Raw genomic sequence first — 20,478 nt, 5'->3', positions numbered from 1 at the left:
TTTTCAAAGGCTTAGGCTGCGTTTAATCTGGCAAAAGGCCACGATCCCGCAGCACCTCGATCATCGGCGCAAGCTGCGACTCATATCTTTGCCACGCCTTGACCGATCCCCCAGATATCGGTTGACGCACTTGATACACGCTTAGCGTGTCTACTTTGCGCTTATTCTGATGGAAGTTCAGGCAGGCTTCTTCCCAATCCAGACCGCAGGCGGCGATCAGGCGGCGCGATTCCGCCTCAGGGTTGGCGACCAGCGTCTCGTAAGTGACTTCGGTGAACCAGTCGGGGGTCTGGCTGCGCCAGAACTCCACCATCTCGACGAAGGTGGCATAGTACTCGGCCAGATCGCGCAGATCATAGGCGTAAAGATGCGTGCCTTCGGGGAAGCGGTTCTTGTAGATCGACAGCAGCGTGTCGCGCGGATCGCGGCGCACGACGATGATGCGGGCCTCAGGCAAGGCAAGCTTGACCAGACCGATATACATATAGGTCGTGATCGACTTGTCGGTGATGATATCCGCGCCCGGAAAGCGTTCGCCCATTTGGCGCAGAAAGTCGTGGCCCATCGCGGCAATGTCGGAGGACGGGATGTCCGACAGGCGGCGCGCGTCGTCATACCGATCGGGGCGCGTGAAGATCAGCTTTTGGCAGGCGGCTTGCAAAAGCGCCACTTCGCCTGCACCCGTCACGCGGGAATGGCTGGCGATGATTTGTTCCACAAGCGTGGTGCCAGACCGGGGCATGCCCGTCACAAAGATCGGCGCGCTGTTATTGGCGCCCTTGATCTGTATCCCGGCCCAATCGACATCGCGGAAGGCGGATTGCACCGCCGTAACCTCTGCCCGCCGGGTGGCCATATCGAAGGGATGCAGCTTGCGGACAATTTCGTTGCCCTGCCGGATATAGGGAAAGGCGGCCGCGAAGTCCTTCTGATCTTCAAGCGCCTTGCCAAGGGCAAAGGCAAAGGAAAGGCGCGACCGGTCAGTCAGATCGGACCGGGCCATCGCCGCCTGCATCTGTGGCACGATGGGATCGCCGGGCTTGACCTTGTAGCCGACGATAAAGCTGCGGAACAATTCTCCATCCGTTGGAGAGAGGGCAAGCGATTGCCTGAAGGCGGCGTCCGCGGCATCGAAATCGCCTGCGGTCTGCAAGAGGCTGCCCTTTAAAGTCAGGGCCAGCACGTGATCAGGGCGGAGCGCGAGGACCTGTTCGATCAGGGCCGATGCATCACCGTCGCGGTTGATGTGGGTGTAGACCTGCGCCAGCATCACCATCGCCTCGGTCGATTTGCGGCGCGACAGGGTGACGGCGCGTTCCAGCACCTCGGCCGCGCGGGTGTGGTTGCGCAGAAGGGTCAGCGTATTGCCCAGCGCGATAAGGGCGGGCAGGGACTTCGGGTAGGCCGATGCCGCGCGTTCTGCAAAGGGCAGCGCCTTGGCCGATTGGGATTGCTGGTTCTGAATGGTGGCATAAAGGACCAGCGCCTGTTCAAGGTCAGGGGCACGGGCGATGGCGGCGCGGTAGGCGCGGCGGGCATCCTCTGGGCGCTCCTGTCGGCGCCATTCATTGCCTTCGTTGAGCCATGCCTCGGCATAGTAGGGGTCTAGTTTCTGGGCCATGCGAAGGGCGGCAATCGCATCGGCCCCGCGACCCATGCCGCTGAAGGTGCTGCCCAGCATCGCATGCAGGACGGCGGATTTCGGGTGTTTGGGCAGCAGGGTGGCAATCGCCTTCTGTGCCGCAGCAAAGGCCCCTTCGGACAGGTGCCGGGACAGTTGTGCAAGGACGGGCGGGGGAAGCCCCGTCATATCAGGGCGGGAGGCTTGGCGTTGCGCCCCAAACCGATCTTGCAGGCGGATTCGCAAGGGCGGAGGCAGATCGGCGGACTTGATGGCGTCGAGAAAGGTTCTTTCGGCATCAGCATTGCCAGACAGGGCTGCAAGATCCGCCCAAGTGGACCATACCGCTGGTTCAGCAGGTTTCAGTTGCACGGCCATGCTTGCCTGTTCCAGCGCGCGGTCGAACATGTCGAATTCGCCGTAAATCCGCGCTGCCTGCCAGCGGGGTTCGGCAAGGTTGGGGCTGGACTCGATCACCTGCCCGAACAAGGGAAGCGCCGCCTCTGGCTGGCCCTTGGACAAAAGCGCCATGGCATCGGCGTAGAGTGCCTTGATCTGGGCGGGGGAAAGCGGAGCGGATGGCATGGCACCTCGGATCGGTAGATGGCCCCCGGCCATAATGCGTAGGCGGCAACGAGTCGAGCGATGGGGCAAAAGGGTGGTTCAAAATGGAAAAGAGCGGGCGAAGGCCCGCTCTTCCCATCAGATCAAGACTTGCGTCAGATCAGAACGACAGGCCGAGGCCGATCGAGTAGGTCGACTGGTTGCCAGCCGTCGCGAAGTCGGTGTCCGAACCGTAGCCGGCCATGACAACAGCGCCGCCGCCCAGGTCGTAGTTCACAGCCAGACCGTAGGAGTCGTTCGACACGCCAGCGGTGTCGATTTCGCCGTAGTTGGCATGGATCGACAGAGCGCCGGTGGTGTAGGTTGCACCGATGCCGAGACGGTCGGTGTCAACACCACCGGTTTCGGTGTTGGTGAAGCCGATGACGCCCGAGAAGCCGCCAGCGAATTCAGCCGAGATGGACGCACCGATGGCATCCGAGTCAACACCAGCGACGGTGGTCGACTGATAGCCGAGACCGAAGCGCAGAGCCGTGCCGCCCATGTCCATGGCGTAGGTTGCACCGACACCCCAGACCGGGTCGCTGTTCGCAGCCCAGTTAGCAGCGGCGTTGTCTTCCTGCTCGAGCGAGAGGGCGATGCCGAAGCTGCCGAAGGAGTATTCGTAACGAGCGACTTGGTCGTCGTAGGTGCCGTCCAGACCGCCAGCGCCGAAGTAGCCAGCGTGGGTGGTGTGGTCGTCGGCGATCGCGGTCAGCGAACCAGCGTCAGCAACGGCCCAGTCAAGCGCGCCGTCGGTGTCACCAACGGTCAGCTTGCCGAAAGCGCCGGAAACGAACACGGAGGTGCCGTTGTTGTCGAGGCTGTTGCCCAGGTTGCCAGCTTCGTCGAGGTCAACCGACACGCCGAAAGCGAGGCCACCGTCGGTTTCGCCCGACATTTTGAAGGTCACGTCAACGTCGGTCCAGAACTGGGTCGAGCCAGCACCGGTAGCGGCGGTGTCGGAGTTGTAGATACCGACTTCAGCGTAGCCGGAGATTGCCACTTCGGCAGCGGCGAAACCAGCGGTGCCAGCCAGCATCGTGGTCGCAAGAAGAATCTTTTTCATCGTTTTCCCTCGTTGTCTTAAGGAACGCCCAACCCAGGGGAATCCGGGCTGGGGATGAGACGTTCATCAATCTTAACGCCCCGGAATGCAACGATGGACGATAAACGAAGGTTAATGCCCTCCATCGTGGTGCAGTCTTGCCACAGTCACTTTTCCCACCCGGCAATTGCTGCCGCAGAAGGGGGGATCGTTGCGCTTTGGAACTGGGGGCACCGGGAAGCGATGCCAGCATAGTTAACAGTGCGCTCGCGCCTGCGCGGGGGGAAAAGCCTTGGCACGCCGGATTGGCTGGGCTAGACAACGACCATAAGGATTACGGGGGTCTGGATGAACCTGCATCGCTGGGCACGGGTCGCGCTGATGGGCGGCGTTCTTGTCTCTCTGTCCGCCTGCGGCTCTGGCATTGCAAGCGGCGATAGCGGCCTGTTCCGGCGCGGCGGCGGGGCGGCGACGATTCCGTCTGAGGACGTGCTGGCGCGGCGCGAACGTGCCGAGGCGCAGCGCGCGGCACTGGAGAGGGCCGAAGGGACGAAGACCAACCGGTCGTCTTTCTTTGATCTGTTCCGCAATGGCACGGACCCGAACACCACCGTCGAGGTGAACAAGTATCTGTGGGTTGCAGCGCAGGATGTTCTGAATTTCCTGCCAATCGAATCGGTTGATCCCTTTACCGGGGTTATCGTGACGGGCTTTGGCACGCCGCCGGGTGGTGGACGGGCCTATCGCGCCACGATCTATGTTCAGGATCCGGCGCTGGATGCGCGCAGCCTGAAGGTGGCGCTGCAATCGCGGGGCGGTGGCGCTGTGGATGCCGGAACCGTGCGCGCGGTTGAAGATGCGATCCTGACCCGGGCGCGCCAATTGCGGATTCAGGACAGCAACCTGTAAGGCGACTCTTCGCCCCGGCTGGACCTTGGCTGCGCGCCTTGTATAACGGCGCGCGCAACCAGATGCTTGGGACCTGATGATGTCGCGCTATGAACCCGGCCAGACCGAACCGAAATGGCAAGCCGCATGGGATGCGGCAGGGGCCTTTACCGCGCGGCGTGAACCGGCGAAGGCCAAGTATTACGTGCTGGAGATGTTCCCCTATCCATCAGGGCGCATCCACATGGGCCATGTGCGCAACTACACGATGGGCGATGTGGTGGCGCGGCAGAAGGCAGCGGCGGGCTTTTCCGTGCTGCACCCTATGGGCTGGGATGCCTTCGGTATGCCCGCCGAAAACGCCGCGATGGAACGTGGTGGCCATCCGAAGGATTGGACCTACGGCAATATCGCCGACATGCGCGCGCAGATGAAGCCGCTTGGCCTGTCGATCGACTGGAGCCGCGAATTCGCCACCTGCGACCCGGAATATTACGGTCAACAGCAGGCCATGTTCATCGACATGCTGGAAGCGGGCCTCGTCTATCGCAAGGCCGCCGTGGTGAACTGGGACCCGGTCGATATGACGGTTCTCGCTAATGAGCAGGTGATCGACGGCAAGGGATGGCGGTCGGGCGCGGCGGTGGAACGGCGTGAGCTGACGCAGTGGTTCTTTAAGATTTCGGACTATTCGGAAGACCTGCTGAACGCGCTGGACGGGCTGACGAACTGGCCGGAAAAGGTGCGCCTGATGCAGGCGAACTGGATCGGCAAGTCGCGGGGGCTGCAATTCGCCTTCGATACCGTCGGGGCACCCGCCGGGTTTGAGACGCTTGAGGTTTACACCACCCGCCCTGACACTCTGATGGGGGCATCTTTCGCCGCCATCTCGGCCGATCATCCGTTGGCCAAGGCGCTGGAACAGGATCCGAAGGTCGCGGCCTTTATCGCGGAATGCCGCAAGGGCGGCACCAGCGCCGAAGAGATCGAGACGGCGGAAAAGATCGGCTATGACACAGGCATCAGGGTGAAGCACCCGCTCGACCCGGAATGGGAACTGCCCGTCTGGATCGCGAATTTCATCCTGATGGATTACGGCACCGGGGCCATTTTCGGCTGCCCTGCCCATGACCAGCGCGATTTCGATTTTGCTACGAAGTATGGCTTGCCGATCAAGGCGGTTTTCGTGGCCGAAGGTGCCGAGGACTCCCCGTTGGCCGAGGCGTTCGTGCCGATGAAATCTGAACGCGTGACTTACGTGCGGGGCTTCGCCGGGAACACCTCTCAGACTGGGGAGGAGGCCATTGCTGCAGCCATTTCGCACGCAGAAACAAATGGTTATGGAAAGGGTGTCACCAAGTTCCGTTTGCGTGACTGGGGCATTAGCCGCCAGCGCTATTGGGGCTGCCCGATCCCGGTGGTGCATTGCGCCACCTGCGGGGTGGTGCCGGAATCCAAGGCGAATCTGCCCGTTACGCTGCCTGATGACGTGACCTTCGACGTTCCGGGCAACCCGCTGGACCGCCACCCAACCTGGCGCGATTGCACCTGCCCGAACTGCGGCGCCAAAGCCCGGCGCGAGACGGACACGATGGATACCTTTGTGGACTCGTCTTGGTATTACGCCCGCTTTACCTCGCCCCGCGCGACCACGCCCACTGTGGCCGAGGATGCCGAATACTGGATGAACGTCGACCAGTATATCGGCGGGATCGAACATGCGATTCTGCACCTGCTTTATTCCCGCTTCTTTGCACGGGCGATGGCAAAGACCGGCCACCTGCCGCAAAAGGCGGTTGAACCGTTCAACGCGCTATTCACCCAAGGCATGGTCACGCATGAGATTTACTTTACGCGCGATGCAAACGGCCGCCCCGTCTACCACCTACCTGAAGATGTGATCCGCAGCGATGTGGGGGCCACACTGAAGGACGGCACGGCGGTGGAGATCATCCCTTCGGCCAAGATGTCGAAGTCAAAGAAGAACGTCGTCGACCCGATGAACATCATCGCCCAGTTCGGGGCTGATACCGCGCGCTGGTTCGTCATGTCCGACAGCCCGCCCGAACGCGATGTGGAATGGACCGCATCAGGGGCCGAGGCGGCGTTCAAACACCTGTCGCGCGTCTGGCGCATCGCGGACGAGATCGCGCAATCCGATGCCGCCGCCAATGGTGCAGAGGATCTGGCGCTGGCCCGCGCAACGGCAAAGGCGATTGACGAGGTGACGAAGGGCATCGAGGGATTCGCCTTCAACAAGGCCATCGCAAAGCTTTACGAATTCACCAACACCTTGCAGCGGTCGCAGGCAGGGGCCTCTGCCAAGCGTGACGCGATGAAGGTGATGGCCCAGCTGATGCAGCCTATGACCCCGCATCTGGCCGAAGAGGTTTGGTCGATGCTGGGTGGCGCTGGCCTTGTGACGCTGGCCCCTTGGCCCAAGGCGGACCCTGCGCTGTTGGTGGAGGATGAGGTGACCCTGCCCATTCAGATCAATGGCAAGCGGCGGGCGGAAATCACCGTTCCCAAGGATATGGCCGCGACTGAGGTTGAAAAGATCGCCCTAGCAGACGAAGCTGTGATCAAGTTCCTTGCCGGGCAGCCGGTGAAGAAGATCATCGTCGTGCCGGGGCGCATCATCAATGTCGTTGTCTGACCGCCGTCAGTTTCTGTTTGGTCTTTCCCTGCTGCCGCTTGCGGCTTGCGGTTTCACACCGGCTTATGGCCCTGAGGGTGGCGCTAGCGCCCTGCGTGGGCAGGTGGAGGTGCAGACCCCGCAATCCAAACCGGATTTCGACTTCGCTAGCCGAATCATCGCGCGATTGGGGGATACGTCGAATGCGGCTTACAGCCTTGGCTATGTCATCTCGGCGTCGCGCGAATCCGGCGGGGTGACTGCGGCGAATGTCACGACGCGCTATACCCTTCTGGGCAGCGCCACATGGACCCTGACGGAACAGCCCAGCGGAACCCGTGTTGCGGGGGGCACGGTGCGCGCCTTCACCTCTTGGTCGGCAACGGGTACCACTGTGGCAGGCCTTGCCGCCGAAGATGATGCCTATCGTCGCCTTTCCGTCATGCTGGCAGATCAGGTGATCCTGCGTCTGCTCGCCAAGGCACCTACGCTCGGCCAATGATCCTAAAGGGCGCCGAAGCCGCGCGCTATTTCGCGCGCCCTGATCCCGGCAAGCCGGGGCTTTTGATCTTTGGCGCCGATCCCATGCGCGTGGCGCTAAAACGGCAGGATGTCATCGCCGCGCTGATCGGCCCGGAAGGCGAAGCAGAAATGCGCCTGACGCGCATTCCTGCCGCAGACCTCCGCAAGGACGGCGCGTTATTGGCCGATGCCATCAAGGCGCAGGGGTTTTTCCTCGGCCCGCGCGTGGCCTTTGTCGAGGATGCAACCGATAGCCTAACCGCGACGCTGTCCGCAGCTTTGTCCGATTGGCGCGCAGGCGATGCAACCATCATCGTCACGGCAGGCGGGTTAACCGGCAAGTCCGCCCTAAAGATGATGTTTGAAAAGCATCCTTCAGCCGTCTGCATTGGCCTTTACGACGATCCACCCACGCGCGAGGAAATCGAAGACTCGCTGAAGAAAGCCGGGCTTACCTCCATAGACCGCGAGGCGATGACGGACCTGTCATCGCTGGCCCGCACCCTCGACCCCGGCGATTTCCGACAGACCTTGGAAAAAATCGCACTTTACAAGCATGGCGACCCCTCGCCTCTGACCCCGGCCGAGATTGCCGATCTGGCCCCCGCCACGGTCGAGGCCGAGGTGGACGATCTGATAACCGCGGTCGCTGACCGCAAAGTGGACGCGATCGGCCCCCTTCTGCGGCGGCTCGAGGCGCAGGGAACCCAACCCGTCGGTCTTTGCATTGCCGCAATGCGCCATTTCCGCACGCTTCATGCGGCGGCAAGTGAACCGGGCGGGGCGGCGGCTGCGCTGGGCAGGATGCGCGGCATCAACTTTAGGGTCCGCGATGTGATGATCCGGCAAGCGGGGCAATGGTCGTTGCGACGCCTAGAAGATGCCCTCGCGCTTTTGGTAGAGACCGACCTCACGCTACGCTCTGCCTCACGCGCACCAGCAATGGCGGTGATGGAGCGTGCGCTTCTAAAGCTGGCGCTGATGCGGGGATAGGTTGCATACGGGCAGCGGAGTGTCCAACCTGCAGGCCCCTTTCCGACGAAGGATCGCCGGACGCGACCAAGACAAGGCCCCGACCATGACCCACCCCCTTCGCGCCTTCGGCCCCGCCATGACCGCCCCCCCAAGGCGCGAGGCATTACGGGCGGCAGCGGGTGCGGGCCTTGGCCTTCTGGTCTGTGAGGTGGCGCTGTGGCTGCTGACACCGGGGGCGGTGCCAGGGCAGATGCTGCTGATCGCGCCCTTCGGTGCCTCGGCATTTCTTGTCTTCGGGTTGCCAAACAGCCCGCTGGCTCAGCCATGGTCTGTCATGATGGGCAACAGCCTTGCGGCAGGTGTGGCGGTGGCAGTGGCGTCAGTCCTGCCGGACGCCCGCCTTGCCGCGCCTGTTGCGGTGGCTCTTGCGATCCTTGTCATGGCTTTGGCCCGCGCCTTTCATCCGCCATCAGGTGCGGTGGCTTTGGCGACAGTCGTGGCAGCGGGTGATCCCGGCTTTCCGGGCCTGTCCTTCGCGGCCCTGCCCGTGGCAGCGGGATCGGCGGTTCTTGTTCTGGGCGGAATTCTTTGGAACCGCGCGACGGGGCGCGCCTATCCATTCCGGCAACCGCAGGCAGCGCCGACCGCCGCCCACCGCCGAGGTCTTGCGCCCAAGGATCTTGCCGCGCTGCTGGATCGCCTGCGCATGGCCCCCAATATCGGCGTGGCCGATCTGGCCCGTGTCCTGGATGCCGCCGAAACAGAGGCTGCGCGCAATCATCTTGGCGGATTGACGGCTGCCGATGTCATGACGCGCGACCTTGTCACTGTGGCCCCTGACACTTCCCTGCCTATGCTGGCCACTCTTTTCCGCCAGCACGGCTATAAGACCCTGCCCGTGGTCGACTGCGACCGCTACCTTGGGCTGGTGGATCAGGCGGCGCTTCTTGGTCTGACCGACCCGCAGCAGACGGCCCTGCACCTGGCCCGCCCGGTGCCGCCCTTGCCTCCAACTGCTGATGCTGCCGCCTTAATGGCTCGTCTTGCCGAAGGAGGCCAGCAGGCACTGCCCATCTGCGATGGCCCCCGCCTGATCGGCCTTGTCACAAGATCCGATCTGATCGCCCTTCTGGCCGCCCGCCTGCGCGACAGCTAGACAGAAGCCAGCGCGCATGGCGTTATGCCCACATGTCAGATGTTTTCGTCGCCCTGCACCAAGACTGCGCCGCACTTGGTGCACGGCTTTTCACGATCACAACCCATGACCTTCGTGCTGGCCTTTTTCGAAGGGCCTATACCTCACATCCGCAGGAATACCCGACGCATGGCACCAAACCGCTGGAACGGGACGCGTGGTACGACCTCTGCATCAGGCGCGCCAAGCCATTTGTCGCGAACTCGCCCGATGCCTTTGCCACAGTCTTCTTCGACCATGCACTCATCACCGCCATGGGGCTTGGCTCTGCCGCCAATCTGCCCGTGATCGCACCCGATGGCGCCGTTCCCGGCACGGTCAACCTTCTGGCCGAGGCGCAGCACTTTACACAAGATCGCTTGGCCGCCTACAGCGCGATACTTGAACGGTATAAGGCTGCCCTGCTTCTCGATCCCGGCTTCATCTTGGCTTAAATACTCCGCGGGGGTCCGGGGGCGCGAAGCCCCCGGCGGCCTGCCAAAAAGTGAAACGTCCATGGCCTTTACGCTCCGCCAACTTCAGTTCTTCGTCGCCGCTGCAGAGGCAGGCAGCGTGTCCGGTGCGGCGCGGGGGCTTTCAATCTCGCAATCCTCGGTGACCGAAGCGATCCGCGCGCTTGAAGATGATCTGGGCGTCATCCTGTTTGATCGACAGGCGCGTGGGCTTCTTATCACTCATAAAGGATCGGCCTTTCTGCGCCATGCGCGCCAGATTCTTGCCGATGTCGCCACGGCTCGCACCGCCTTTCGGGATGAGGCGGAAACCGCCACGGGCCGCCTATCGCTTGGCGTCACCTCACTGGTTGCAGGTTATGTGCTGTCTGACATCCTGTCGCGCTTTCGACGCGCCTTCCCGCAAGTCGAATTGAACGTCATCGAGGATAATGGCGATTACCTCCAACACCTTCTGATCGGGGGGGAGTTGGACGTAGCCGTCCTGCTAACCTCTTCCGTCAAGGACCGCATGGCATTGCAGGTGGAAACGCTGCTGGTGTCTCCGTACCGCCTCTGGCTGCCCTTGGGCCATGCGCTCGCGCAGCAAGAAGCCATCGCGTTGGAGGAACTGGCGGGTCAGCCCCTGATCCAGTTGATGGTGGATGAGATCGAGGAGAGCACTCGCCGCCTGACCGCCGCATTGCCTGTGAAACCCGAGGTGGCGTTCCGCACCCGCAGCGTTGAGGCCGTCAGGTCACTTGTCGCGACCGGCGCAGGGCTCGCCATTCTGCCTAGCCTTGTCTATCGGCCCTGGTCCTTGGAAGGCGACCGGATCGAAATCAGGGATGTGTCCGGCGATCTTCCGTCCGTTCAGGTCGGCCTCGCCTGGCGACGGGGCGCACCTCTTTCTCCGCCCGCGCTGAACTTCATCAGGTCGGCCCAAAGCAACGTGCCGAACCGGTGACAATGCATGACGCTATGGAACAGTTCGCTGGACGCTTTGCTGCTTTGTGCCTGCGGCGTGAATGCAAGAGGCAGATCAGTTCGTTCTACCCTTATGGCGAGCAGTAACCAGGAAGAAGGCCGTGGTCCACGCCGCGAATTCGTGCCGATCTTTTAGGCGCAGATCCCTGACTGCCTTTGTGATATAGGATCGTACGCTGCCTTCGCCCAGACGCATCCGTTCGGCAATCATCTTCTGCGACAACCCCTGCGCCACAAGCCGCCCGATGGCCAGTTGAACCGGCGAAAGCTGTAGTGCCTTTTCGTGGATGCCTTCCACAGACCCGAGATACATGGGGATCGGAACGAATTCCTCCGCCGGTTCCAGTAGTGTCCGCAGCGTCTCAACCAGTTGGGCCAGCCCGCAGTTGCGCGGCAACGATGCCGAGATCAGATCGCTGGTCCAATCGACTTCAATCCGGCCGGTTCCGAACAAAACGACGCGCGGCCGTTCGTTCATAAGGCGCGCCGTGTGGCCAAGCACGTCAAGGTAAAGATCGGGGGTCCCATAGCTCAGAACGACGACCTTGGGCTGACGATCCAATAGAAGGGAACGCAACTGCTCGGGCTTGGGGCAAAGTTCCACGTGAAGGTCTGGAAGCGCATCATTCACAAGCCGCTTTATCGCGGTGGCCGCGATCATGTGGTCATCGGCGATCAGCAGATCCAAAGGGCGGTCCATTCGTGCGTATTCCATCAGCAAACCTTCGCAACCGATACGCAACTGGATGAGACGAGTTTCAGGGATGCTAAGATTTCTATTCCGCCCTCTCTCAAACGGACACCTTACACAGTGAGGCAGCCAAGGAAAGCCACATCGGCATAGAAGCCGCCGCATGACTTTCTGGCGGCAGAGCTTTTGGATCGGATCAACCGACCAGAGACGAGGCGCGGATGACCAGATCGACGGGCGTCCGCGTTTCGGCCACGGGGCGCGCGCCTTCATTCAGCCAAGACATCAAGGTCGCTGCCATCTGCTGGCCAAAACCGGAAATCCCGCAATGCACCGAAGAGAGGGGCGGATAGCTTTGCGCGGCCTCCTCGATATCGTCAAACCCCACCAGACGGAAGTCACGCCCAACCAGATGGCCACGGCTGGCAAAGCCGGAAATGACGCCCAAAGCCACTAAATCATTGAAACAGACGGCGGCATCGCAATCGGGATCACTGATCAACCTGTCTGCGCATTCGCGCCCGAAGGCGCGCGTCGGACGGCCATGAAGGATCTTCGGCTGCTGTCCATGTTCGGCCAGAACTTGCAAATAGCCTGAAAGACGCTCTGCCGTGACGGACCGATCCTCAATCCCGCCGACAAAGGCAATGCGCCGCGCGCCGGTTGCAATCAGATGCTGCGCCGCCAGCCGCCCACCCGCCGCATAATCCGGCGCAGCGAAGGGAAAAAGGTCCGTTCGTGGGCTGACTTTGCGCAAGACTTGAAGTGCGGGAACACCAGCGCGGGTAAGTTGCCCGAAGGTCGCCTCTTCATCGCCATAGGCGGGTGAGATGATCAGGCCGGACACGCCATGTTCGATCATCGCCGCAATGGTGCGTGCCTGAAGGGCGGGGTTTTCATCCGTATTGGCAACGACCGTCGCATAGCCTGCATCCGATATCGCCATCTGCACCGCAGTCGCGAATTCCGCGAAGAAGGGGTTCTTCAGATCGTTGATCACCAACCCGACCAGACCAACCTGCGACGACCGTAGGTTCGCCGCCGCGCGGTTGTAGACATAGCCCAGTTCCTGCATCGCCTTGCGCACATCTTCGCGCGTCTTGGCGCTCACCGAGGGGCTGTTTTGAAGAACAAGGCTGACCGTCGATTTGGAAACACCGGCCGCCTTCGCTACATCGATGATGGTTGGCCTTGTCATCCAGTCCCCCTGCGATGGTCAGGTTATGGAAACTGGGTCTTGGATTGCAAGATCAAAGACCAGAATGCCATCCATCCCGCCCTGTGCATTCTGCATCAAAGCTGCGCCAAAGGCCTTGTGTTCTGCATCGGCCTGATAAGCGGCGAGATGGTCCCACGAGGTAAAATCGGCCACGAAACCATGCAGATAGCCACGTTCGATCTGTTCGGGACTCTCGCTGCGCCCCCAAGCAGCGGTGAAGCCGAGCCGGGTAGAAAGCGGGCCCAGCGCGGCTAGGATGGCGGCAATCGCCTCTTCACCAAGATCGCTGCGAAATCGGACAAGGACGATATGGCGGATCATGCGGCCCCCCGGATCAGATCGGCTGCCTTTTCCGCGATCATGATGGTCGCGGCATTGGTGTTGGACGAAACGACCTGCGGCATGATCGAAGCGTCTACCACCCGCAACCCATCAATCCCATTGAACCGGAGCGTCGGGTCAACGACTGCCGAAGGATCGGAACCCATGCGGCAGGTCCCCGCAGGATGGTGGTCTGTCTTGGCATGGGTGCAGGCGTAGGCGAAATAATCTTCGTCCGTCCGCACCTCAGGCCCCGGCAGGCGTTCAGCCTTTATGAAGGGACGCAGGGCATCCTGCCGCATGATCTCTTGCGCGAGTTTCAGGCCGCGGATCGACATCTCGCGGTCATAGGGGTCTTCCCAGTAATTCGGATCGATCAAGGGTGCGGCCAGAGGGTCGGCACTGGCCAGCCGCACCGTGCCGCGCGATCTTGGTCGCAAAAAGGCGGAGTTCAGTGTCACACCCCCCTGCGGCATGGCCGCTACGCCCGCCTCGATCCCTGATCCAAGGCCAAGGTGAAGCTGGATATCGGGTGATCGCGCGGCGGGATCGGCCCACCAGAAGCCACCCGTTTCGAACAGGCTTGACGCTACAGGACCCGTTCGCGTCAGCAGATAGCGAAGCCCCGCGATGGCGGACCAATGCGGTTTGGCATATCGGTCATAGGTGTAGGGCCCGCTGCATTCCGCGATCACGAAAAGATCGAGATGATCATGGAAATTGGCCCCCACCCCCGGTTGATCCAGCACGACCGGAATGCCCAAGCTGCGCAAATGGTCAGCCGGACCGATCCCTGACAGTTGCAACAGGCGCGGCGAACCGATCGCGCCGGCAGACAGGATCACCTCGCGCTCTGCCAGCAGCACGCCATGGCGCGCAAGTTCCACCCCAACAGCGCGCCCGCCCTCGACCACGATACGAAGCACCTGCGTTCCGGTCAGAACCGAAAGATTCGGTCTGTCCCGTTCCACGGGGCCGAGATAGGCCTTCGACGCCGACGACCGCCGCACCCTGCGCTGTGTCAGTTGGTAATAGCCCACACCTTCGGGCGTTTCGCTGGTCAGGTCAGGGTTGGTCGGGATGCCAAATTGACCTGCCGCGGCGAAATAAGCCTCGCAGATGGGCAAGGGCGCGGCGGGCTTGCTTACCCCCAGCGGGCCGCCCTTGCCATGCCAGCGATTGTCCCATGTGTCATTGTCTTCGGCCTTGCGGAAATAGGGCAGCACATCTTCGTATCCCCACCCCGTGCAGCCCGCCTGCCGCCATTCGTCATAGTCCAGCGGATGGCCACGGGTGTAAATCTGCGCATTCACCGTGGATCCACCGCCCAGGACCTTGGCCTGCGTAAAGCGGATCTGCATTCCCCGCATGTGGCGTTGCGGAACGGTGTGCCAACCCCATGACCCAATGCCCTTGGTCATCTTCGCGAAACCCGCCGGGATAGCGTAGAAGGGATGCCAATCGCGCGGCCCTGCCTCAAGCAAGAGGACGCGTGCGGTTGGGTCTTCGGACAGGCGCGCGGCCAGAACTGACCCGGCCGAACCGCCGCCGACGATGATGTAGTCCCAAGGCATGGTGGTGGCTCCTTCAGGCGGCGCGGTTGGCCAGATGCCGCCCCAGCCGCAGCGCTAGCGCGGCTACGGTCAGGGACGGATTGACCGCCGCCGAGGTCGGCAGGACCGAGGCATCGGCGATATAAAGGTTTTCAAGGTCATGCGCCTTCAGATCGGCATTCACGACCGATGCGGTAGGATCATCCCCCATGCGGGCCGTGCCACATTGATGGCTGGGTTTCGATTTCGGGAATCCCTTGGACAGGACAATCGGCCAACCCGCGCGGCGCATCGCCCGCTTCAAGAGCGCCACAAGAAGATCATGCGCCGCGACATTCGTCTTGCGCCAGTCCAGCACGATCTGCCCACCCTTCCACATCACGCGGCTGTTGGGATCGGGCAGATCTTCGGACATAGCCATGATATGGATCGACCGATCCGCCAGAAGGTTGGAAAGCCAAAAAGGCAAGCCGCTTTCCCCGGCAAGGATCGGCCCTGTCACCCGCCCCAGCATCTGGACATTGCCCAAGGGTTCGCCCTCTGGGCCGCCTGTCAGATACCAGTCGTTGAACTGGATGGTCTTTTCATAGACCGAACGGTTCCGCCGCAGCGGGTTGAAGGCGATCATCGCCGTCAGATTGTGGTTCATGAAATTCCGGCCCACCTGATCGGATCGATTGGCAAGGCCCGTCGGATGGTCTTCATTGGCCGAGGCAAGCAGCAGCGCCGCCGTCATCACCGCCCCTGCGCAAAGGCAGATGAGGGGCGCACGTAAAGTGGCTTTGCCCTGCGGCCCCTCGACCTCCAGCGCCGTCACGCGTCGGCCCTCCGCCAGAAAACGGCGCACCACCGTCCCGGTCATCAGCGTGACATTGGGATGCTTCAATGCTGCGGCCAAACCGCAGCTTTCGGCATCCGACTTTGCGCCCGTGCTGTCAGGAAAAGCGTCCCATGTGGTAGGCGCGCGGGCAAGCCAGCGGTCGATATCAACGCCAAGCGGCAGCGCGGTTGGATGCAAGCCCTGCGCAGAAAAGGCACGCCGCAGTTCTGCGATATCCGGTTCATCGGGAACGGGCGGAAAAGGATAAGGCGCGGAATGCAGCGGCTCGGTCGGATCGCCTGTCGCATCGCCGCGCACGCGATACAAATGTTCGGCCTGCGTGTAAAAGGGTTCCATCGTGTCGTAACCAATGGGCCATCCAGGCGTGACCCCGCCGATATGGCGCAGGGGTCGGAAATCTTCAGCCCGATAGCGCAGCAGGACGGCCCCGTAAAACTTTGTATTGCCGCCGACAAAAGCATAATTACCAGGGTTGAAAGGGCGGCCTTCGGCATCAAGCCATGTTTCCTTGGGCCGGAAATGCCCGCGCTGGAAGATCGCCGTTGGATCGCGGGCTTCTGGGCTGTCGACCAGCCTTTCGCCGCGTTCAAGAATCAGGATACGCTTCCCCGTCGGGGCGAGGGCAGCTGCCAGTGTCGCACCCCCCATGCCGGAACCGACGATGATGATATCTGCATCCATCAGGGGGCGATCCTTCCTTCGGTAGCCGGATCGAAGGCCACCGCCTTTTCCATGTTGACCGCGAACTCGTAGACCTGACCGGCCGACACGGCGGCATCCGCACGCATCCGGGCGATGGCATCCTTGCCGCCAAGGGTCATCGTCACAAACGTGTCGGAACCCGCAGGTTCCGTCACCGTCACACGGTTCGCAAGGGGCTGAATATTGCCGGACTTGCGATCCGCCCCTTCGGGATCGGTGATCGCCTCGGGCCGGATACCCAGCAGGATGTCGCGCCCGTTCCATGCCGCAAGGTTCCCTTGCGAAAAGCGCAGCAAGCGCGGCGTGCCGTCCGCATCCGTCACGCTGGCATGCGGCACGCCATCCTGAACCACCACCTTTGCAGGTACGATATTCATCGCAGGGCTGCCCATGAAGGTCGCAACGAACAGGTTCGCGGGTGTGTCGTAGATTTCCTTGGGCGTGCCCAGTTGTTGCACATACCCCTTGTTCATTACCGCGATCCGGGTGGACAGGGTCATCGCCTCGATCTGGTCATGGGTGACATAGACGATGGTTGTCTTGAGCTTCTGGTGCAGTTTCTTGATCTCGGTCCGCATGTCGACGCGCAGCTTGGCGTCAAGGTTCGAAAGCGGTTCATCGAACAGAAACACATCTGGGTCACGCACCAGCGCCCGCCCCATAGCGACGCGCTGCCGCTGCCCGCCCGACAATTGCCCCGGCTTACGGTCAAGCAGGTGGTCGATCTGCAAAAGCTTCGCCACCTCGGCCAGCGCGCGTTCCCGCTCTGGCTTTGGCACACCATGCATCTCCAGCCCGAAGGTCATGTTCTGTCCCACGGTCATATTGGGGTAAAGCGCGTAGGACTGGAACACCATCGCGATATTGCGCTTGGACGGATGCACGCCGTTCACCACGCGCCCCTTGATGGCGATCTCACCCCCGGTGATCGCCTCTAGCCCTGCGATCATGTTGAGAAGGGTGGACTTCCCACAGCCTGAGGGGCCGACAAGAACAAGGAACTCTCCCTCCTCAACCGCAATGTCGACACGGTGCAGGACTTCGACGTTACCGTAGGATTTGGTGACGTCACGGATGTCAAGAAAGCCCATGATTTCAGCCCTTTACTGATCCCGCCATCAGCCCGCGCACGAAGTATCGGCCCGCGACGATATAGACGATTAGGGTGGGAAGCGCGGCGAGGATCGCGCCAGCGAAGTGGACGTTGTATTCCTTCACGCCGGTCGAAGACTGGACGAGGTTATTCAGCGCAACCGTCATCGGCTGGCTGGTCCCGCCGAAAGAGGCGCCGAAGAGGAAGTCGTTCCAGATGTTGGTGAACTGCCAGATCACGCTGACCACCGCGATGGGGCCGGACACGGGCAGCAGGATGCGCAAAAAGATCTGAAAGAACCCAGCCCCGTCGATCTGCGCGGCGCGCACCAGTTCAGTTGGGAAGGCGGCATAGTAGTTGCGGAAGTAAAGCGTGGTGAAGCCGATCCCGTAGACGACATGGACAAGGATCAGCCCCGGCACCGACCCGGCCAGCCCCAGCTTGCCCAGAACCACAGCCATCGGGATCAGCACGATCTGAAACGGGATAAAGCAGGAAAACAGCATCAGGCCAAAGACCCAGGTATCCCCGCGAAAGCGCCATTTCGTCAGCACATAGCCATTCAGCGCGCCCACGATGGTAGAGATGGCGACAGCCGGGACGACCATCAGGATCGAATTCAGAAAATAGGGCTTCAACCCCGTAGGTTCGACGCCGATCTGCGCGGTCGACCATGCAGAACGCCACGGCTCCAACGTCCAGACCTGCGGCAGCGCCATCATGTTGCCGCCCGTGATCTCGGCCAAAGGCTTCACCGAGTTCACGCCCATGACGTAAAGCGGCAGCAAGTAGAACAGCGCGAACAGAAGCAGAAGAAGGTAGATAAAGACCCGCGTCACGCGGCCCGTGCGGACGGCGGTGTCTTGTGTGACGGCACTCATCCCTTCTTCTCCCTCAGCTCGGCGTAAAGGTAGGGAACCATGATCGCAGCGATGGTCATCAGCATGATCACGGCAGAGGATGCCCCGATCCCCATTTGGTTGCGGGTGAAGGTGTAGGAATACATGAAGGTCGCAGGCATCTCTGTCGCGCGGCCCGGCCCGCCGCCCGTCAGGGCCACGACAAGGTCATAGGACTTGATGGCCAAGTGGGACAGGATCACGAAGGCCGACAGGAAGGCTGGGCGCAAAAGCGGGATCACGATCCGGCGGTAAAGCTGCAAGTTCGACGCCCCGTCAATCTGCGCGGCCTTCAGGATTTCATTGTCGATCCCCCGCAGCCCCGCCAGAAACATCGCCATGACAAAGCCCGAGGTTTGCCAGACGGCGGCGATGACGATGGTGTAGATCGCCATGTCGCTGTCCTTGATCCATGTGAAGGAGAAGCTCTCCCACCCCCAAAGGTGCATCACCTTTTCCAGCCCGATGCCGGGGTCCAGAAACCATTTCCATGCCGTCCCCGTCACGATGAACGAAAGCGCCATGGGATAAAGGTAGATGGGCCGCAGCACGCCCTCGCCCCGGATTTTCTGGTCGAGGAAGATCGCCAGCATCAGGCCGACGACGGTGCAGATGATGATGTAGAGAGACGCGAAAATCGCGATGTTCACGATCGCCGTGTTCCAGGCAGGAAGCGCCCAAAGTTTTGCGTAATTCTCCCAGCCGACAAAGTCATAGCGCGGCAGCATCTTCGACCCGGTGAAGGACAGAAGGACCGTGAAGGCGATGAAGCCGTAGACGAAAAGGATGGTCACGGCAAAGGATGGGGCCAGCACCAGCTTTGGCAGCCAGTCCTGCAAGCGCGTACGGAAATCAGGCGCGGTGGACGCGGTCATGTGGGGGCCTCCCAGCCGGGAAAGATCAAAAGTTTTCGGAAACTTTTGCAAATTCCTTCGAAGGAATTTGGGGGCGACCGAAAGACCGCCCCCCTTTCGTCGCGTTACTGCGCCGCCGCGACAGCTTCGGCCAACGCCGCTGCTGCCGCCGCGCCATCGGCATATTCACCGTTGAAGGCCGCCGTGATCACGTCATACGTGGCGTTCTTCACCGATGCAGGCGCCGCATGGCCATGCGCCATCGAGCCGAACAGCGTGCCCGCGCCATTGGCTTCCGCAAGGTCGGCCATGCCCTTCTTGCCGCAGTCGTCGAAAGCCTCGTTCGACACGTCCGTCCGCGCCGGAACCGACCCCTTCACCACGTTAAAGGCCGACTGGAAGGCCGGGTCCATGATCGCCTTGGCCATATTGACCTGCGCGTCCTGCTTGCCCGCGTCGGTTTGGTTGAACATGGCGAATTGGTCAGAGTTGAAGGTGACCGACCCTTGTGTTCCGGGGAAGCGGATGCAGACGAAATCCGTGCCCGGCACCTTGCCTGCCTTCAGGAATTCGCCCTTGGCCCAGTCGCCCATCATCTGCATCCCGGCCTCACCGTTGATCACCATGGCAGAGGCAAGGTTCCAATCACGGCCCGAGAAGTTGTCATCCACATAAGACCGCAGCGTGATCAGGCGGTTGAAGGCTTCGGCCATCTGCTCACCGCCCAGCGCGGCGGGGTCCAGATCGACGAAGGCCGCCTTGTAGAAATCGCCACCCAGCGACAGGACGATCCCGTCGAACACTGTGGCTTCCTGCCACGGTTGGCCACCATGGCCCAGCGGGGTGATGCCGGCCTCCTTCATCTTGTCCAGAACCGCGACCAGTTCTTCCCAAGTCGTCGGCGCGGCAAGGCCGGTAGCATCAAGCGCGGCCTTGTTAATCCAGACCCAGTTGGTGGAATGCACGTTTACCGGGGCGGCCACCCATTTGCCGTCATTGGTGGAAAAGGCCTGCAGCGCCGCCGGAACCACCTTGTCCCAGCCCTCGGCCTGTGCCGTGGCCGTCAGGTCGGCCAGCGCGCCCTCGGCGGCCCAGTCTTGAATGTCGAAGCCCAGCATCTGCACCGCCGTCGGTGCATCGCCCGCCGTCACCCGCGCGCGCAGCGCGGTCATCGCCGCCTCGCCGCCGCCACCGGCAACGGGCATGTCCACCCAGCCCGTACCGCCTGCGGCAAGGTTGTCCTTCAGCACGCCAACTGCCGCCGCCTCGCCGCCGCTGGTCCACCAGTGCAGCACTTCAACATCCGCCGCTTTGGCCAGCGAAGTGGTCATCGCCAGCACGGCCAGAGCCTTGACCGTCGTCTTCATCATCGCACGCATCGTCTTCCTCCCGGTTGCGTT

General features: G+C 61.9%; 18 protein-coding genes. 7 read left to right on the top strand and 11 right to left on the bottom strand.

Annotated features, from left to right (window positions below):
* Positions 1-22: 22 nt before the first annotated feature.
* On the bottom strand, positions 23-2,206 hold the full coding sequence (locus QF092_RS13750) for a tetratricopeptide repeat-containing sulfotransferase family protein (RefSeq protein WP_281464592.1): 2,184 nt from the start codon (positions 2,204-2,206) through the stop codon (positions 23-25).
* Positions 2,207-2,345: 139 nt separating this feature from the next.
* Positions 2,346-3,293, bottom strand: a complete 948-nt coding sequence (locus tag QF092_RS13745; protein WP_281464590.1) for a porin — start codon at positions 3,291-3,293, stop codon at positions 2,346-2,348.
* Between the two features lie 327 nt (positions 3,294-3,620).
* Here QF092_RS13745 and QF092_RS13740 point away from each other — a divergent pair, with 327 nt between their 5' ends.
* The 7 genes from QF092_RS13740 to QF092_RS13710 all read left to right on the top strand — a co-directional run bounded on the left by QF092_RS13740 (position 3,621) and on the right by QF092_RS13710 (position 10,885).
* Positions 3,621-4,181, top strand: coding sequence for a DUF3576 domain-containing protein (locus tag QF092_RS13740; protein ID WP_281464588.1), 561 nt, complete (start codon positions 3,621-3,623; stop codon positions 4,179-4,181).
* Positions 4,182-4,260: 79 nt separating this feature from the next.
* A complete protein-coding gene (leuS, locus tag QF092_RS13735; RefSeq protein WP_281464586.1) occupies positions 4,261-6,816 on the top strand; it encodes a leucine--tRNA ligase in 2,556 nt (851 codons plus the stop codon).
* Positions 6,803-7,297 (top strand): LPS assembly lipoprotein LptE, encoded by a 495-nt coding sequence (gene lptE, locus QF092_RS13730; protein WP_281464584.1) that lies wholly within the window; start codon positions 6,803-6,805, stop codon positions 7,295-7,297. Before leuS ends, lptE begins: the two co-directional genes overlap by 14 nt.
* Positions 7,294-8,310: a DNA polymerase III subunit delta gene (gene holA / locus QF092_RS13725; RefSeq protein ID WP_281464582.1), complete on the top strand. Its 1,017-nt coding sequence runs from the start codon at positions 7,294-7,296 to the stop codon at positions 8,308-8,310. Before lptE ends, holA begins: the two co-directional genes overlap by 4 nt.
* Before the next feature lie 85 nt (positions 8,311-8,395).
* Positions 8,396-9,448 carry an HPP family protein gene (locus QF092_RS13720; protein WP_281464580.1) on the top strand — a complete coding sequence of 351 codons (1,053 nt, stop codon included), beginning with the start codon at positions 8,396-8,398 and terminating at the stop codon, positions 9,446-9,448.
* 32 nt (positions 9,449-9,480) lie between these two features.
* A complete protein-coding gene (locus tag QF092_RS13715) occupies positions 9,481-9,921 on the top strand; it encodes a GAF domain-containing protein (protein WP_281464578.1) in 441 nt (146 codons plus the stop codon).
* 61 nt (positions 9,922-9,982) lie between these two features.
* The gene (locus tag QF092_RS13710) at positions 9,983-10,885 is read left to right on the top strand and encodes a LysR substrate-binding domain-containing protein (RefSeq protein ID WP_281464576.1); all 903 of its coding nucleotides are present in this window, start codon (positions 9,983-9,985) and stop codon (positions 10,883-10,885) included.
* A gap of 75 nt (positions 10,886-10,960) precedes the next feature.
* Here the strand turns inward: QF092_RS13710 and QF092_RS13705 are convergent, their stop codons facing one another.
* The 9 genes from QF092_RS13705 to QF092_RS13665 form a co-directional block, all read right to left on the bottom strand.
* Positions 10,961-11,620, bottom strand: a complete 660-nt coding sequence (locus QF092_RS13705; protein ID WP_281464574.1) for a helix-turn-helix transcriptional regulator — start codon at positions 11,618-11,620, stop codon at positions 10,961-10,963.
* Positions 11,621-11,792: 172 nt separating this feature from the next.
* Positions 11,793-12,794, bottom strand: coding sequence for a LacI family DNA-binding transcriptional regulator (locus tag QF092_RS13700; RefSeq protein ID WP_281464572.1), 1,002 nt, complete (start codon positions 12,792-12,794; stop codon positions 11,793-11,795).
* 18 nt (positions 12,795-12,812) lie between these two features.
* The gene (locus QF092_RS13695) at positions 12,813-13,136 is read right to left on the bottom strand and encodes a Dabb family protein (protein ID WP_281464570.1); all 324 of its coding nucleotides are present in this window, start codon (positions 13,134-13,136) and stop codon (positions 12,813-12,815) included.
* Positions 13,133-14,710 (bottom strand): GMC family oxidoreductase, encoded by a 1,578-nt coding sequence (locus QF092_RS13690; protein ID WP_281464568.1) that lies wholly within the window; start codon positions 14,708-14,710, stop codon positions 13,133-13,135. The genes QF092_RS13695 and QF092_RS13690 overlap by 4 nt, the downstream gene beginning before the upstream one ends.
* Before the next feature lie 13 nt (positions 14,711-14,723).
* Entirely contained in the window at positions 14,724-16,211 is a 1,488-nt protein-coding gene (locus QF092_RS13685; RefSeq protein WP_281464566.1) for a GMC oxidoreductase, read from the bottom strand.
* Positions 16,211-17,323, bottom strand: a complete 1,113-nt coding sequence (locus tag QF092_RS13680; RefSeq protein ID WP_281464564.1) for an ABC transporter ATP-binding protein — start codon at positions 17,321-17,323, stop codon at positions 16,211-16,213. The genes QF092_RS13685 and QF092_RS13680 overlap by 1 nt, the downstream gene beginning before the upstream one ends.
* Before the next feature lie 4 nt (positions 17,324-17,327).
* Positions 17,328-18,206 (bottom strand): carbohydrate ABC transporter permease, encoded by an 879-nt coding sequence (locus tag QF092_RS13675; protein ID WP_281464563.1) that lies wholly within the window; start codon positions 18,204-18,206, stop codon positions 17,328-17,330.
* Entirely contained in the window at positions 18,203-19,099 is an 897-nt protein-coding gene (locus QF092_RS13670) for a carbohydrate ABC transporter permease (protein ID WP_281464561.1), read from the bottom strand. Before QF092_RS13670 ends, QF092_RS13675 begins: the two co-directional genes overlap by 4 nt.
* Before the next feature lie 104 nt (positions 19,100-19,203).
* Positions 19,204-20,457, bottom strand: a complete 1,254-nt coding sequence (locus tag QF092_RS13665; protein ID WP_420026462.1) for an ABC transporter substrate-binding protein — start codon at positions 20,455-20,457, stop codon at positions 19,204-19,206.
* Between the last annotated feature and the right edge of the window lie 21 nt (positions 20,458-20,478).

Origin of the sequence: Fuscovulum ytuae, from assembly GCF_029953595.1 — a bacterium.
GTDB classification, from domain to species: Bacteria; Pseudomonadota; Alphaproteobacteria; order Rhodobacterales; family Rhodobacteraceae; genus Paragemmobacter; species Paragemmobacter ytuae.
Note: the sequence above shows the minus strand (reverse complement) of the source record. Positions and strands in the feature narration are given on the sequence as shown.

Bases quoted from the DNA above. Each gene is read 5' to 3' on its own strand.
- QF092_RS13710 (WP_281464576.1), top strand. From the start codon at position 9,983: ATGGCCTTTACGCTCCGCCAACTTCAGTTCTTCGTCGCCGCTGCAGAG.
- QF092_RS13700 (WP_281464572.1), bottom strand. From the start codon at position 12,794: ATGACAAGGCCAACCATCATCGATGTAGCGAAGGCGGCCGGTGTTTCC.
- QF092_RS13675 (WP_281464563.1), bottom strand. From the start codon at position 18,206: ATGAGTGCCGTCACACAAGACACCGCCGTCCGCACGGGCCGCGTGACG.
- holA (WP_281464582.1), top strand. From the start codon at position 7,294: ATGATCCTAAAGGGCGCCGAAGCCGCGCGCTATTTCGCGCGCCCTGAT.
- QF092_RS13740 (WP_281464588.1), top strand. From the start codon at position 3,621: ATGAACCTGCATCGCTGGGCACGGGTCGCGCTGATGGGCGGCGTTCTT.
- QF092_RS13705 (WP_281464574.1), bottom strand. From the start codon at position 11,620: ATGGAATACGCACGAATGGACCGCCCTTTGGATCTGCTGATCGCCGAT.
- QF092_RS13720 (WP_281464580.1), top strand. From the start codon at position 8,396: ATGACCCACCCCCTTCGCGCCTTCGGCCCCGCCATGACCGCCCCCCCA.
- QF092_RS13750 (WP_281464592.1), bottom strand. From the start codon at position 2,206: ATGCCATCCGCTCCGCTTTCCCCCGCCCAGATCAAGGCACTCTACGCC.
- QF092_RS13670 (WP_281464561.1), bottom strand. From the start codon at position 19,099: ATGACCGCGTCCACCGCGCCTGATTTCCGTACGCGCTTGCAGGACTGG.
- QF092_RS13680 (WP_281464564.1), bottom strand. From the start codon at position 17,323: ATGGGCTTTCTTGACATCCGTGACGTCACCAAATCCTACGGTAACGTC.
- lptE (WP_281464584.1), top strand. From the start codon at position 6,803: ATGTCGTTGTCTGACCGCCGTCAGTTTCTGTTTGGTCTTTCCCTGCTG.
- QF092_RS13695 (WP_281464570.1), bottom strand. From the start codon at position 13,136: ATGATCCGCCATATCGTCCTTGTCCGATTTCGCAGCGATCTTGGTGAA.
- QF092_RS13715 (WP_281464578.1), top strand. From the start codon at position 9,481: ATGTCAGATGTTTTCGTCGCCCTGCACCAAGACTGCGCCGCACTTGGT.
- QF092_RS13745 (WP_281464590.1), bottom strand. From the start codon at position 3,293: ATGAAAAAGATTCTTCTTGCGACCACGATGCTGGCTGGCACCGCTGGT.
- QF092_RS13690 (WP_281464568.1), bottom strand. From the start codon at position 14,710: ATGCCTTGGGACTACATCATCGTCGGCGGCGGTTCGGCCGGGTCAGTT.
- leuS (WP_281464586.1), top strand. From the start codon at position 4,261: ATGTCGCGCTATGAACCCGGCCAGACCGAACCGAAATGGCAAGCCGCA.
- QF092_RS13665 (WP_420026462.1), bottom strand. From the start codon at position 20,457: ATGCGTGCGATGATGAAGACGACGGTCAAGGCTCTGGCCGTGCTGGCG.
- QF092_RS13685 (WP_281464566.1), bottom strand. From the start codon at position 16,211: ATGGATGCAGATATCATCATCGTCGGTTCCGGCATGGGGGGTGCGACA.